Origin of the sequence: Pseudomonas sp. P1.31, from assembly GCF_001269815.1 — a bacterium.
Taxonomy (GTDB): Bacteria; Pseudomonadota; Gammaproteobacteria; order Pseudomonadales; family Pseudomonadaceae; genus Aquipseudomonas; species Aquipseudomonas rustica.
In genome coordinates this window covers 162,152-175,798 of record NZ_LHVN01000023.1, presented here as the reverse complement: position 1 = coordinate 175,798, position 13,647 = coordinate 162,152, and the positions used below count along the sequence as shown (strand labels likewise).

At 60.2% G+C, this 13,647-nt stretch carries 11 protein-coding genes; 3 read left to right on the top strand and 8 right to left on the bottom strand.

Features of this window, described 5'->3' with window-relative positions:
• Positions 1-546 precede the first annotated feature (546 nt).
• The 3 genes from AD669_RS15790 to AD669_RS15780 all read left to right on the top strand — a co-directional run bounded on the left by AD669_RS15790 (position 547) and on the right by AD669_RS15780 (position 4,480).
• Entirely contained in the window at positions 547-2,031 is a 1,485-nt protein-coding gene (locus tag AD669_RS15790) for an NCS1 family nucleobase:cation symporter-1 (protein ID WP_053121398.1), read from the top strand.
• 144 nt (positions 2,032-2,175) lie between these two features.
• Positions 2,176-3,459, top strand: a complete 1,284-nt coding sequence (locus AD669_RS15785; RefSeq protein ID WP_053121396.1) for a Zn-dependent hydrolase — start codon at positions 2,176-2,178, stop codon at positions 3,457-3,459.
• A gap of 94 nt (positions 3,460-3,553) precedes the next feature.
• Positions 3,554-4,480 carry a DHH family phosphoesterase gene (locus tag AD669_RS15780; protein WP_053121393.1) on the top strand — a complete coding sequence of 309 codons (927 nt, stop codon included), beginning with the start codon at positions 3,554-3,556 and terminating at the stop codon, positions 4,478-4,480.
• Positions 4,481-4,616: 136 nt separating this feature from the next.
• Here the strand turns inward: AD669_RS15780 and AD669_RS15775 are convergent, their stop codons facing one another.
• From AD669_RS15775 to AD669_RS15740, 8 genes are all read right to left on the bottom strand, one after another.
• Positions 4,617-4,814 carry a hypothetical protein gene (locus AD669_RS15775; protein ID WP_053121391.1) on the bottom strand — a complete coding sequence of 66 codons (198 nt, stop codon included), beginning with the start codon at positions 4,812-4,814 and terminating at the stop codon, positions 4,617-4,619.
• A gap of 189 nt (positions 4,815-5,003) precedes the next feature.
• Entirely contained in the window at positions 5,004-6,392 is a 1,389-nt protein-coding gene (locus AD669_RS15770) for an amidohydrolase family protein (protein WP_053121389.1), read from the bottom strand.
• 13 nt (positions 6,393-6,405) lie between these two features.
• Positions 6,406-7,773: a nucleobase:cation symporter-2 family protein gene (locus AD669_RS15765; protein ID WP_053121387.1), complete on the bottom strand. Its 1,368-nt coding sequence runs from the start codon at positions 7,771-7,773 to the stop codon at positions 6,406-6,408.
• Positions 7,774-8,024: 251 nt separating this feature from the next.
• Positions 8,025-9,104, bottom strand: a complete 1,080-nt coding sequence (locus AD669_RS15760; RefSeq protein WP_053121384.1) for a GTP-binding protein — start codon at positions 9,102-9,104, stop codon at positions 8,025-8,027.
• 131 nt (positions 9,105-9,235) lie between these two features.
• The gene (locus AD669_RS15755; RefSeq protein WP_256218867.1) at positions 9,236-9,883 is read right to left on the bottom strand and encodes a UbiX family flavin prenyltransferase; all 648 of its coding nucleotides are present in this window, start codon (positions 9,881-9,883) and stop codon (positions 9,236-9,238) included.
• A gap of 11 nt (positions 9,884-9,894) precedes the next feature.
• Positions 9,895-11,280, bottom strand: coding sequence for a UbiD family decarboxylase (locus tag AD669_RS15750; protein ID WP_053121379.1), 1,386 nt, complete (start codon positions 11,278-11,280; stop codon positions 9,895-9,897).
• A 316-nt stretch (positions 11,281-11,596) separates the two neighbouring features.
• On the bottom strand, positions 11,597-12,502 hold the full coding sequence (locus AD669_RS15745) for an amidohydrolase family protein (RefSeq protein WP_008081961.1): 906 nt from the start codon (positions 12,500-12,502) through the stop codon (positions 11,597-11,599).
• A gap of 4 nt (positions 12,503-12,506) precedes the next feature.
• The gene (locus AD669_RS15740) at positions 12,507-13,436 is read right to left on the bottom strand and encodes an amidohydrolase family protein (protein ID WP_008081962.1); all 930 of its coding nucleotides are present in this window, start codon (positions 13,434-13,436) and stop codon (positions 12,507-12,509) included.
• Positions 13,437-13,647: the final 211 nt, after the last annotated feature.

Genomic DNA, 13,647 nt, shown 5'->3' with positions numbered 1-13,647 from the left:
CTGTCAGAGCTGTCAGGAATAGAAACTAGTCGTGAATTTGCAATAGAGCAAGAATATTTTTTATAAGCTTATGTCTGTTTTAACTCTATGAAAAATAACGATAAAAAGTGTAAATCACCAAAATGGTGAGGCGGCTCACCATTTTGACGCACTTGACAGGATGGAAATATGAGCAAGATTTCCTATGTGAAATCAGCCGCTTGAAGTTGAGCTGCGGTTGCACGTTCTCAATGAAAATAAATGCAGTGCACCAGTTTGAGTCCTGTCTGTTCGGACAACTTGCCAAGTGTTTAGCCTGAGCACCCAGACAAGTTTCCGCGAACTCATCAGGTGAATAATTAAAAATGATAAATATCAGAAAGTTGCAATACGTTTGAAGCACGGCCCTAGCGCCAAGCGGTTCACCCGGCACGTTTATTGATGCCGCCGCTGACACCATGGCCGGTGCACGAAAGTTGTCAGTTCCTCCGGCCATCGTCCGGCTCGCGCCTTGTGTGCAAGCCGCCTGATGAGCAAAAAAATAATCAGAAGAACAGTGGAGCGGCCATGCAACAGAACACATCTCAAGTGACCGAGCGCGACGGCTTGTTCGAACTCGAAGCCGGCAGCGACGTCCTCGACAGTCCCCGTTACAACCACGATATGGCACCGACCAAGGTGCGCGAACGAACCTGGAACAAATGGCACATCACCGCGCTGTGGGTCGGCATGTCGATCTGCGTGCCGACCTACACCCTCGGCGGCGTGCTCACGGCGTACTTCGGCTTGAGTGTGGGCGAAGCGCTGCTGGCGATTCTGTTCGCCAATATCATCGTGTTGATTCCGCTGACGCTGAACGCCTTTCCCGGCACCAAATACGGCATTCCGTTTCCCGTGTTACTGCGCTCGTCGTTCGGCATTCTCGGCTCCAACGTGCCCTGTTTGATTCGCGCGCTGGTGGCGTGCGGCTGGTTCGGCATTCAGACGATGTTTGGCGGTTTGGCGATTCACCTGTTTCTCGGCTCGATTTTCGACGGCTGGAAATCCCTCGGCGGAACGGGGGAGGTGATCGGCTTCATGGTGTTCTGGGCGCTGAACCTGTGGGTGGTGATTCGCGGCGCCGAGTCGATCAAGTGGTTGGAAACCTTGTCCGCGCCGTTGCTGGTGGCGGTCGGCATCGGCTTGCTGGTGTGGGCGATGCCCAATGTGTCGATGACCGAACTGCTGGCGATCCCGCCGAAGCGTCCGGAAGGCGCCAGCGTGGTGAGTTACTTCGCCGCCGGGCTGACGGCAATGGTGGGTTTCTGGGCGACGTTGTCGTTGAACATTCCGGACTTCAGTCGTTACGCCAAGAGCCAGAAAGATCAAATCCTCGGGCAGATTTTCGGCCTGCCACTGACCATGTTTTTGTTCGCCTCGCTGGGCGTGATCATGACCGCGGCGTCGGTGAAACTGGTCGGCGTGACGGTGTCTGATCCGGTGACTTTGATCGGCCATATCCAGAGCCCGGTGTGGGTCGCGGTGGCCATGGCATTGATCATCATCGCCACACTGTCGACCAACACCGCCGCGAACATTGTCTCGCCGACCAATGATTTTCAGAACATCGCGCCCAAGGTGATCAACCGCACCAAAGCGGTGTTGCTGACCGGGTTGGTCGGGTTGTTGTTGATGGGACATGAACTGCTGAAAAAGCTCGGTTTGATCGTTTCCGATGTGAGCCTGGAGACCGTGTATTCCAACTGGTTGCTGGGTTATTCGAGCCTGCTCGGGCCGATCGCCGGGATCATGGTGGTGGACTATTTCCTGATCAAGAAACAGCAACTGGACCTGGCCGGGTTGTACCGCGATGACGTGTATCCGGCGTGGAACCGGGCCGGGTTTCTCGCGTTTGGTGTGCCGGTGGTGCTGACGTTGTTGTCGCTGGGTAGCGATGCGTTCAGCTGGTTTTACAGCTATGGCTGGTTCACCGGCTCGGCGTTGGGCGGGATTATTTATTACGGGTTGTGCGTGATGCGTGCTAGTCCGTCAGTAGTGAAATCTGCGGTGTGAATGCAGGCCTCTTCGCGAGCAAGCTCGCTCCCACAGGGGTACGCATTCCAAATGTGGGAGCGAGCTTGCTCGCGAAGACGGCCTCACTTGCGGCAGAGATGTATCTGAAGAAACTCATAAGAAAAGCAGCCTGAGGAGATCCCCATGAACGCAGCCGTAGACGTTCTGCAATCAACCCATCAGCACATCAACCGCGATCGCCTCTGGGCCTCGCTCATGGAGCTGGCCAAGCTCGGCGCCACGGTCAAGGGCGGGGTCTGTCGCCTGGCCCTGACCGACCTCGACCGCCAGGCCCGCGACCTGTTCGTGCAATGGTGCAAGGACGCCGGGTGCAGCGTCACGGTCGATGCCGTCGGCAACATTTTTGCCCGCCGCCCGGGGCGCAATCCCGACCTGCCGCCAGTGATGACCGGCAGCCACATCGACACGCAACCCACCGGTGGCAAGTTCGACGGCTGCTTCGGTGTGCTCGCTGGCGTCGAGGTTCTGCGCACACTCAACGACCTCGGCGTGGAAACCGAAGCGCCGCTGGAAGTGGTGGTCTGGACCAACGAAGAAGGCTCACGCTTCGCGCCATGCATGATGGGCTCCGGCGTGTTCGCCGAAAAATTCACCCTCGAAGAAACGCTGGCCAAGGTCGATGCCGAGGGCATCACGGTCGGCGAAGCACTCAATGCGATCGGCTACGCCGGCCCGCGCAAAGTCAGCGGCCATAAAGTCGGCGCCTACTTCGAAGCACACATCGAACAAGGCCCGATCCTTGAAGACGAACAGAAAACCATAGGCGTGGTGCTCGGTGCGCTGGGGCAGAAGTGGTTCGACCTCAAACTGCGCGGCGTCGAGGCCCACGCCGGCCCAACCCCGATGCACCTGCGCAAAGATGCACTGGTCGGCGCCTCGGTCATCGTCGGCGCCGTCAACCGCACAGCCCTCGGCCATCAACCGCACGCCTGCGGCACGGTCGGCTGCCTGCAAGCCTATCCCGGCTCGCGCAACGTCATCCCCGGCGAAGTGCGCATGACCCTTGATTTCCGTCATCTGGAACCGGCGCGACTGAATTCGATGATTGCTGAAGTGAAGCAGGTCATCGAAGCGACTTGTGAGGAACATGGCCTGACTTATGAACTGACCCCCACCGCCGACTTCCCGCCGCTGTACTTCGAAACAGGCTGCGTGGAAGCGGTACGCGGCGCGGCCAAGGGCTTGGGCCTGTCGCACATGGACATCGTCAGCGGCGCCGGCCACGACGCAATCTTCCTCGCCGAACTTGGCCCTGCCGGAATGATTTTCGTGCCGTGTGAAGGCGGGATCAGCCACAACGAAATCGAAAACGCCGCGCCGGATGATCTGGCGGCCGGGTGCGCGGTGTTGTTGCGGGCGATGCTCGCGGCTTCAGCGGCGGTGGCAGCAGGTAAAGCCGCCGCGTAAACATCAACAGATCGCAGCCCTGTGTAGGAGCTGCCGCAGGCTGCGATCTTTTTCTGTCACCCCAATGTCATGAAAATGTGCGACGTTGCCGCCCATGAAAATCATCACCTCCGGCGCGTCCTATCTGGACATCGACGCCTACGCCTGCTGCATCGCCTACGCCGAATTACTCAATCTGCAAGGCATCCCCGCCCGCGCCGTCAGCAGCGCAAAACCCAACGCCAGCGTCTCGAAAACCGTGCTTGATTGGGGTCGCGCCTTTCAAACGCATGAACCATTGCTGACTGACGAATTCATCTTGGTCGACGTATCCGACTATCACCATTTCGATCCATTGGTCATGCTCGATCAGGTCGTGGAAGTCATCGACCATCATCCAGGTTACGAAGATTACTGGGCAAAGAAACTCGGTTCAGCCGCCGACATCCGCCCGATCGGCGCTGCGGCAACTCAGGTCTTTCAGCGTTGGCAGATCTCAGACTTGCTAGCAAAAATCAGCGAACAAAGTGCCGCACTGTTGGCCACCGCGATCCTCGACAACACCCTGAACTTCACCAGCCAGATGACCACCGCAGCGGACATCGACGCCTACGCCGAACTCGCGTTTCGGGCGAAACTCGCGACCGACTGGCCCGAGAAATACTTCCTCGAATGCCAGGCCAGCATCAATTCAGACCTTGCCAATGCCTTGGCAACCGACCTGAAACGCCTGAAACCCGAAAGCAATCTGCCGCAAGTCTTCGCACAAATGACCGTGTGGGATGCCGATGCGTTGCTGCAAAAGCATCGGCCAGCGATCAGCCAATGGATGGCGGAGCAGGGCGATGACTGGATGCTGAATGTCATCAGCATCCGCGACCGGAAAAGTTGCTTGCTGGTCGAACCCGAACTCAGTCAACAAAAGCTGAATAGGCTGATGCAGTTTGGATGGTGCTCTGGAATGGCTGTTGTCGAGCCATCGATGTTACGCAAAGAACTTCTGAAGCTGAGCCTTTCAGTGGCCCCCTGTAGCAAATCCTGAAAACGCATATGGAATTTGTAGGAGTGAGCCTGCTCGCGATAACGGGCTGTCAGACACTGCAATATTGTCTGATGTACCGCCATCGCGAGCAGGCTCACTCCTACAAGTCGTTCATGCGTGCAGTTGGGTTACGCGATTAATCCAGTGTGAGGTTTTTTGTTCGGCGGTCATTGCCCTGCGGATTACCGATATCCAGCAACCGCCTCTCCACCAACACATTCTCCAGCGCCTGACGCTCGAACGGCGCCATTTGGTGTTCGCGCTTTTTCAGCTCCAGCAGAATGGGGCTGGACCAGGTGCGATAGGTCTGTTCGATCGTGCGACGCGACGTCATCAGTCTCTCCTTGATCAAGAGCCCAGGGGCTCAGTCCGATGAGGGAGTAACGTTAGACGACAAACCCGGAAGGCGCGAATACGACGACCCCGTGTAGGAGCTGCCGAAGGCTGCGATCTTTTGACTCTGTTTTTTAAAGACAAGATCAAAAGATCACAGCCTTCGGCAGCTCCTACACGGGATCGAGGGTCAGTCGTCGACGTTCATCAGTTGCTGCACGCCTTCCCACGCTTCGGCGCGCATGCGTTCGATGTCCAGGCCGGGGATTACGCCGTTGTCGACCACAATCCTGCCGCCGACCAGGCTGTATTTGACCGTGATCGGTTCGCCCGCAACCACTGGCGCGACGGCGCTGTCGTGGAAGCCGTAGAACCGTGGGTGATCGAGACTGTAGACGACCAGATCCGCCGCTTGCCCGACTTCCAAAGTGCCAACCGCGCCGAGCCCCAACACCTGTGCGCCACCCGCCGTGCCCCAGTGAATGACGTCTTCAGCGGTGGTCGCCGAGGCGCCTTGTTCGGCGCGGTGGATCAGCCACGCGGTGTTGGCTTCGCCGACCATGCTCCCGGATTCATTCGACGCTACGCCATCCACGCCCAGGGAAATCGGCACACCTGCCTCGTACATCTGCGGCACTGGCGCGACGCCGCTGCCCAGCCGCGCATTGCTCACCGGGCAATGGGAGATGCCGGTGCCGGTCTGCGCGAGCATGCGGATTTCGCCCGGTTGCAGGTGTACGGCGTGGGCGAACCAAACGTCGGGGCCGAGCCATTCGTGTTCGGCGACGAATTCCACCGGCAGGCAGTTGTATTTTTCGCGGCAGAAGTTCACGTAGTTCTGCGTTTCCGACAGGTGCGTATGCAGACGCAAACCGAGGCCGCGTGCGGTGTGGGCGAGTTCACGTAACAGCGTTGGCGGCAGCGAGAACGTTGGCGTGGTTGGCGCGACAACCACGCGGCGCATCGCGTCTGGAGTGTCCTGGTGATACAGCGATTTCAGCCGCTCGATATCGCCGACCATTTGCTCGAGGCTCTCCGGTTGCAGCGCGGTTTTCGAGAAGCCCGGATGTGCGCTCGCCGATTCCAGCGCGCCGCCACGGCACAGCACAAAACGCAGGCCAAATTCATCGGCCATGTCGAACAGCAAGTCGCCGGTCTCGGTGCTGCCGTGAGCGTGGTAGAGGTAATGGTGATCGGCGCAGGTGGTGACGCCGGACAGCAGCAATTCGACCATGCCCAGTCGTGCAGCAATCCGCGCCAGTTGCGGGGTAAAGCGGTTCAGGCGCGGGTAGGGCACGCTGGCCAGCCAGCCTTGCAGATCCTGATTCAAGCCTTCGGGCACGGCTTTGAGCAGGTTCTGGAACAGGTGATGGTGGGTGTTGATCCAGCCGGGATAGACCACGCAGTTGCGCGCGTCGATCAGCCGTTCGCCGGGTTGTGGTTCAAGGTTCGCGGCCATTTCGGCGATGCGACCGTTGACCACGCGGATGTCCACGGCCCCGGCCCGCGCGCGAGGGCCGCGCAGGCCGGTCATCACCGCGACCGGGTTTTTGATCAGGATGTTCTGAAGTTGAGTCATGGGCAGCTCCAAACTAAAGGATGTGCGAGGCGGATTTACTGGCGGTGGTTTCCGGCACGCTGACGCCATTCAGCGCGGCGTTGAGCAGCACCGACACCAGGCAAGCGATAACCACGCTGCTGTGCAGGAACGGCTGCGACCACTCGGGGAGTTGTTTGAGCAAGGTGGGGGCGAGCACCGGTACCAGCGCGGCGGCGATGGTGAAACCGACGATCAGCACGTTGTAGCGATTGCGCTCGTAATCGACTTTGGCGAGGGTCTGAATGCCCGCCGCCGCAACCACGCCGAACATCGCAATGCCGGCGCCACCGAGGGCGGCGGTCGGCATCGAAGCGATGATCGCGCCGGCCTTTGGCACCAAGGCAATCGAGCACATCAGCAAACCGCTGACCGCGACCACCCAACGGCTGCGCACGCCGGTGAGGATCACCAGGCCGACGTTTTCCATGAAGGCGATAAAGGGAAACGCGGCGAACATCCCGGCGATGGTGCTGGCCAGGCCATTGGCGCGCAGACCGTTGATGACCTGTTTGTCCTCGACCGGTTTTTCGACAATGTCGCCGATGGCCACGAACAGCCCCATCGACTCGACCATCTGCACGATCATCACCACCACCATGGTCGCGATGGGGATCAGGCTGAAGGTTGGCAGGCCGAAGTAGAACGGGTAGGGCACGGTCAGCCACGGCGCATCTTCGACGCTGTGAAAACTGCCCATGCCCAGACCGTAGGCCAGACCGGCGCCAACCAGCATCCCGATCAACACCGCCATGTTGCGCAGCATCGGGCTGCCATAGCGGTTGACCAACAGGATCGTCAGCAACACCACCACCGCCACACCGAGGAACGCCGGCGCGCCGAAGTTGCTCGCGTTGCGCCCGCCGCCGACCCATTCGTAGGCAATCGGGAACAGCTGTAAACCGATCACGGTGACGATGCAACCGGTGACCACGGGCGGAAAAAACCGCCGTAATCGACCGACGAAGGGCGCCATCAGCATGGTGAAAATCCCCGCGCCGATCACCGCCCCGCAGACCCCGGCGAACCCCACCTCCGGGTTGCTGCCGATGGCGATCACCGGGCCAACGCTGCTGAACGCCACGCCTTGCAGAATTGGCAGGCGCACGCCGAATTTCCAGAAGCCGACGGTTTGCAGAAGGGTGGCGATGCCGGAACAGAACAGCGTGGTACTGATCAACACCACCGTGTCGGCGTGAGACATTTTCAACGCACTGGCGACAATCAACGGCACGGCGATGGCGCCGATGTACGAGACGGCCATGTGTTGCAGGCCGAGGGTGAGCATCTGTCGCACCGGCAAAACGCGGTCGACGGGGTGCACGGTGGATGCGGTTTTTGATGGGGATGTGGCTGACGACATGGGGAAACACCTCTGGCTGTTTTTATGCGGTAGAGAGGGGTATTCGTCTGATGTCGATCAGCTCAAGAACACAGTGGAACCCTGTGGGAGCGAGCTTGCTCGCGAAGGCGATATGTCAGTCAACTGAGAGGTTGAATGTGACGGCCTCTTCGCGAGCAAGCTCGCTCCCACAGGGACTTGTGCAGCCCCAAGTGGCGAACATCAGTCATTCGTGCTGCGAAGCCGCCATCCACCGGCTCCGATGCCTTGTTTCAGCCTGCCAGGCAGGCGGCGAAGCCTTGGTTCAGGGCCGCGCGATCCAGGTCGCGGCCGATGAACACGATCTTGCTCGAGCGGGGCTCCGTGCCCCACGCGGTCGAGGCGCGAAATTCCACCAGGCTGTGCACGCCTTGCAGCACATAGCGCTGGTCTTCATTGGCCACGGCGAGCACACCTTTCATGCGGTAGAGGTTGTCGGCCTGGGAGGAGCGCAGCTCGCTGATCCAGCGATGGAACGCCATCAGGTTGACCGCGCCGTCCACGGCGATGCCTACCGATGACACGCTTGGGTCGTGTTGGTGGTCCTGCTCTTCAATAGAGTGCTCAGCGTGATGCTCATGCTCATGCTCATGCTCATGGTCGTGGTGATCGTGATCGTGCTGATCCGCGCCGATTTCCATGAGCTTCTGCGTGCATTCAAACGCGCCGATGCCGAGGATCTTCGTCAGGTCGATTTGCGCGTGGGTCGAGGTCACCAGATCTGCCGTGGCATTCAAGCCACGGATCTTGCCGCGCAAGGTTTCAACCTCTTCAGCGCTGACCAGATCGACTTTGTTGATGACGATCCGGTCGGCGCAAACGATCTGATCCACCGCCTGATTGTCGACGCCGTCGAGTTGCAGATCCTCCAGGTGCTGGGCGATGTGCTTGGCGTCGACCATGGTCACGATGGCGTCGAGTTCGACTTCATCGGCGATCGGGTCATTGATGAAAAAGCTCTGCGCCACCGGGTACGGATCGGCCAGGCCGCTGGTTTCGATGAGGATGTGATCGAGGCGAACCGGGCGCGCGACCAGTTCGCGGACGATGCGCACCAAGTCCTCGCGAACCTCGGCGGTGCAGCACACGCAGCCGTTGACCATCTCGTAGATTTCTTCGGTCTCGGAACTGAGGACGAGGTCGCCGTCGATGCCGACTTCACCGAATTCGTTTTCGATCACGGCGATTTTGCGGCCGTGGTTTTCCTTGAGGATGTAGTTGAGCAGGGTGGTTTTACCGGCACCGAGGAAACCGGTGAGGATGGTCACGGGGATTTTGGTGTTGCGGGTTGGGGCGTTGAAGGGAGTGTTCATGGTGAGGCTCCTTTGATTGACCGGTGCACACTGAATTTGGGGTCATTAAATTTTTGATGTGTAACCCTTGTGGCGAGGGGATTTATCCCCGTTGGGCTGCGAAGCGGCCCCAAAACTGCAAATGAGGTGTGTCAGGTTGAATGCGGTTGCTGACTCAACGACTGCTGCGCAGCCGGTCGGGGATAAATCCCCTCACCACAGGTATTTGTGTCAGGTGATGGATCTGATTGAGGTTCTTGCCAGCGGCTGGCGACGCCGGCATCGAGGCCGAACAGGTCGAGCACGCGGCCGAGGCTGTGGTCGACCATTTGTGCAAGATTCGCCGGGCGGGCGTAGAACGCGGGCACCGGCGGGGCGATGATTCCGCCCATCTCGGTGACGGCGGTCATGTTGCGCAGGTGGGCGAGGGTCAGCGGGGTTTCGCGGGCCATCAACACCAGCGTGCGGCGCTCCTTGAGCGTGACGTCGGCGGCGCGTCCGATCAGCCCCGAAGAAGTGCCAGTGGCAATCTCCGCCAGCGTCCTCATCGAACACGGCGCCACCACCATGCCGAGGCAGCGAAACGAACCGCTGGCAATCCCGGCGGCGACGTCATCGGCGCGGTGGTAATGACTGGCCAGCGCGGTGACGTCGGCGAGTTTGTAGTCGGTCTCGTGGGCCATGGTCAGCAGCGCAGCGCGACTGATGATCAGGTGGCTTTCGATGTCCAGCTCGGCGAGCAATTGCAGCAAGCGCACGCCGTAGATGAAGCCGGACGCGCCGCTGATGCCGACCACCATCCGTTGCCGGTTCACGATTCCAGTCCTTTGAGCAAAACCCGCGCGCGTTCCAGTACATCCTGATCCAGCTGCGCCTTGATCCCGTCAAACCCGGAACCGCGAGTCGCATCCAGGCCCATCCGCGAAGTGGTGCCGTTGACAGACGACGAAGGATCGAGCGGACTGCCCGGCAAGCCATCGATGGTGAAAATATCCAGATGCGGCTGGAAGTGTGTGGCCAGTGCCCACAGCACCTGGCTGTCATCGCTGATGTCGATATCGCTGTCCACCGCGATCACGGTTTTCAGGTACGGATCCCAGCCGAGCAACGCCAGCATGATCTGCCGCGCCTCGCCGTCGCGGCTCTGATCCAGCGCCACGTAGCAGTGAAAATGCGTGCCGGAATTCGGGTAATGCACAGCGGTGACAGCGGGGAAACGTGCCTTGAGTTTTTCGCTCATCTCCGCTTCGCGCGGCAGGCGGGCGAGGGTCAAATGCTCGGCGTAGCGGCCACCCATGACGTCGACCAGCCAGGCGTCTTTGCGCTTTAACAGGGTGTCAACGCGCAGCACATTGTTGGTCGAGCGATCCGAGGAATAACCGCTGAACTCGCCGAACGGGCCTTCCTCGGCATAGGCCGCCGGGTCAATCGCGCCTTCCAGAACAAACTCGGCATACGCTGGTACACCGATGCCGTAGCGCGGGGTTTTCACTAACTCCAGCGGCGCACCAAACAGCCCGCTAGCGACGGCGCGTTCATCGGCGCCATAGGGCAAGCGTGCAGCGGCGGCGAGCATGAACAGTGGATGCGCGCCAACCACCATGGCCACACGCAATTCTTCGCCGCGTTCGCGGGCGGTTTGCAGCATCCGCCACAGGTGGCCGCGTGAATGCAGGCTGGTGGCGAGGGCCTGGCGGGCGTGGCGCATCGAGCGGTGATAGCTCATGTTGGCGATGCCGGTCAGCGGGTCTTCGGCGATGATGATCGCGTTGGTGATGTACGGGCCGCGATCGCTGTCGAAATGCTTGAGCATCGGCAGCAGCGCCAGATCCAGCGCTTCGCCTTCGAAGACTTCATCGAGGATCGGGCCGCTCTCCACATAACGCGGGGCGATGGCTTGGTTGGCGCGGGTTTGAAAGGTTTCGTGCAGTTGCGCAGGCGTTACGCCGAACAGCCGGGCGATGCGGATTCGGGAGGCGAACAGATTGGTCGCCACCGGCACGCCGAGGTGGCCGACGTTTTCGCAGATCAGCAGCGGATCGCGGCCTTGGGCGGCGAGGGCATCGACCAGGGCGGTGACGTCCTGATCGGCAGAAATCGGTTGAGTGACGGTCAGCACATCGTCCGGGTACTCACGGCGATAGGCGTCGATGAACACGTGAAAGTCCTGAGAATCGCCGAGCGTCGAACGGGTCATGGTGTCACCTCGTAAAAAGCAGGCACGCAGGGGTGAGAGGGCGTTCGCGCGGCCAGCCGTTGGCCTGCCGGTCGAACGAACGCCGGGTCATCTTCGTGCCTGTAAAGTCGCTGTGTGCTCTGTGCACAGATCCCTTGTGGCGAGGGCCTTTGTGGTGAGGGGATTTATCCCCGTTGGGCTGCGAAGCGGCCCCAAATCCCGCAATTGCGCTGTGTCAGGAAAACCTCATTCACAGGTTTTGCGACTGCTGCGCAGCCGAGCGGGGATAAATCCCCTCGCCACAGGGTTTCCTTGTTACCCCAAGGATTTGCGTTATCTAGAGATACGTGGTGGTCAGGCGTATGTCGGCCTCGGCCAGATCCTTCGGCGGTGGCGTCGGTTCTATCCCGCACAACCTTGCGATGTTGTTGCCCAGGTAGTCTTCGAGATGATCCTCATCAATCCCCAAACCCTGCGGTGCCGGCGAGCACAACACTTCCAGTTCCCGCAGCCACATCCCCGGCTCATTCGGCGGCGAGTCCGTGCCAAACACGATCTTGTTGCGCGGCAGTTCCTTGGCGAATTCGACGATCCGCGACTGGAAGCACCAGCCCGATTCGCAGTACACGTTCGGCGTGTCCATCGCCATCCAGAACGCTTCGAACGAGTAGTTGCCGCCGGTCTGGATACCGAAGTGACCGATGATGAAATTGACCATCGGGAACTCGCGGATGATCGGGTAGAACATCGTCGGAATCGTGTACGGGCCGTCGCCGGTGTGGATCAGCACGACGATGTTGTACTTGGCGCAGACCTTCATCGCCGGACGCAGCCAGTCGAGCGCGCGATCCGGGCGATAGCCGTGCATGTTGGCGTGCAGTTTGAGCATCTTGAAGCCGTATTCCTTGATGTGGAATTCCAGCTCCGCCGCACCGTTTTCCGGTCCCCAGCGCGGGTTGAAGTTGAAGTTGCCGATGAAGCGATCCGGGTACTTCATGCACAGTTCGGCGATGTACGACATGTAGTCGCGCACGCCTTCGCGGCCCCGGCGGTTGCCGTCGCGATAACCGGTGTTGCCCGGTGGCGGCTGGATGAAACCCATGTCGATGCGGCGTGGTTTGCCGTTGATCATGTACGGGCCGTCCATCAGTTTGAGCATGCGCTCGCCGGTGAACGGTTCGCCGGTGTGGCGCCAGGCCTCGTCGACCAGATTTGTTGGGTGCAGATGGGTGTCGATAATCATCGGTTCAGCTCCTGGCCAGTTGAGTGGTGACGGGGCGCTTGAGTTGCGCCTCTGCTTCGGAAACGGAACGGGGTGGCGGGGTCGGTTCGAGGCCGATCATCCGCGCGGTGTTGTTGCCCAAGTAGTCTTCGAGGGTGTCCTCGTCGAGGTTCAGGCCTTGCGGCGGTTCGTGGCAGAGCACTTCGAGCAGGCGCAGCCACATGCCCGGTTCGTTCGGCGGTGTGTCGGTGCCGAAGAGGATTTTGTGCGTCGGCAAGACCTTGGCGAATTCGACGATCCGCGATTGCAGGCACCAGCCGGATTCGCAGTAGACGTTGGGCAATTCCATCGCCCATTGCATCGGTTCGAACACGTAGACGCCACCGGTCTGCACGCCGAAGTGGGCCATGATGAAATTGACGTTGGGGAACTCCTTGATCATCGGCACCCATTCCGACGGGATGCTGTAAGGGCCGTCGCCGGTGTGCAACTTGACCGGAATGCCCAGCTCGGCGCATTTCTCGAAGCACGGGCGCACCCAGTCGAGTGCGCGGTCAGGACGGTAGGCGTGCATGTTGGCCTGCATCTGCACCATGCCGAAACCATGTTCCTTGACGTAGCGCTCGATCGCTTCGACGCCGTTTTCCACGCCGCAGCGCGGGTTGTAGACGAAGCAGCCGATGAAACGATCCGGGTAGGTCTGCACCATTTTCAGGGTGTAGGCCATGTAGGCGTCGATGGATTCACGGCCGGTCAGGTCGCCGTCGGTCCAGGTGTAAATCGTGTTGCCTTGCGGCGGCTGGATGAAGGCTTTGTCAATGCGGCGAGGCTTGCCGTTGACCATGTACGGGCCATCCATCATCTCCAGCAGACGCTCGCCGGTGAACGGGTCACCGTCATGCCTCCAGGCGAGGTCCACCAGATCGGTGGGATAGCAGCTGATATCGATGATCATTGCAGTCGATCTCCTGATAGCGGGGAAGGGAGCCTTGCGGCTCTCGGCATCCACGTCCCGGGCAATCGGCCGTTTCTATGCGCAAGACTCGCGCATTCCCTCGCCTGTTCGCATCCGGCCCGGGTGGGTGGCTGCTGAGGGCGAGTATTGGAAAGGGGGGAGGGGTTCGTACAATATTAATTGGGCGGGGTGGTGATATGCGTTCGATATG

Bases quoted from the DNA above. Each gene is read 5' to 3' on its own strand.
- AD669_RS15740 (WP_008081962.1), bottom strand. From the start codon at position 13,436: ATGATCATCGATATCAGCTGCTATCCCACCGATCTGGTGGACCTCGCC.
- AD669_RS15770 (WP_053121389.1), bottom strand. From the start codon at position 6,392: ATGACTCAACTTCAGAACATCCTGATCAAAAACCCGGTCGCGGTGATG.
- AD669_RS15755 (WP_256218867.1), bottom strand. From the start codon at position 9,883: ATGGTGGTCGGCATCAGCGGCGCGTCCGGCTTCATCTACGGCGTGCGC.
- AD669_RS15790 (WP_053121398.1), top strand. From the start codon at position 547: ATGCAACAGAACACATCTCAAGTGACCGAGCGCGACGGCTTGTTCGAA.
- AD669_RS15785 (WP_053121396.1), top strand. From the start codon at position 2,176: ATGAACGCAGCCGTAGACGTTCTGCAATCAACCCATCAGCACATCAAC.
- AD669_RS15750 (WP_053121379.1), bottom strand. From the start codon at position 11,280: ATGACCCGTTCGACGCTCGGCGATTCTCAGGACTTTCACGTGTTCATC.
- AD669_RS15780 (WP_053121393.1), top strand. From the start codon at position 3,554: ATGAAAATCATCACCTCCGGCGCGTCCTATCTGGACATCGACGCCTAC.
- AD669_RS15765 (WP_053121387.1), bottom strand. From the start codon at position 7,773: ATGTCGTCAGCCACATCCCCATCAAAAACCGCATCCACCGTGCACCCC.
- AD669_RS15760 (WP_053121384.1), bottom strand. From the start codon at position 9,104: ATGAACACTCCCTTCAACGCCCCAACCCGCAACACCAAAATCCCCGTG.
- AD669_RS15775 (WP_053121391.1), bottom strand. From the start codon at position 4,814: ATGACGTCGCGTCGCACGATCGAACAGACCTATCGCACCTGGTCCAGC.
- AD669_RS15745 (WP_008081961.1), bottom strand. From the start codon at position 12,502: ATGATTATCGACACCCATCTGCACCCAACAAATCTGGTCGACGAGGCC.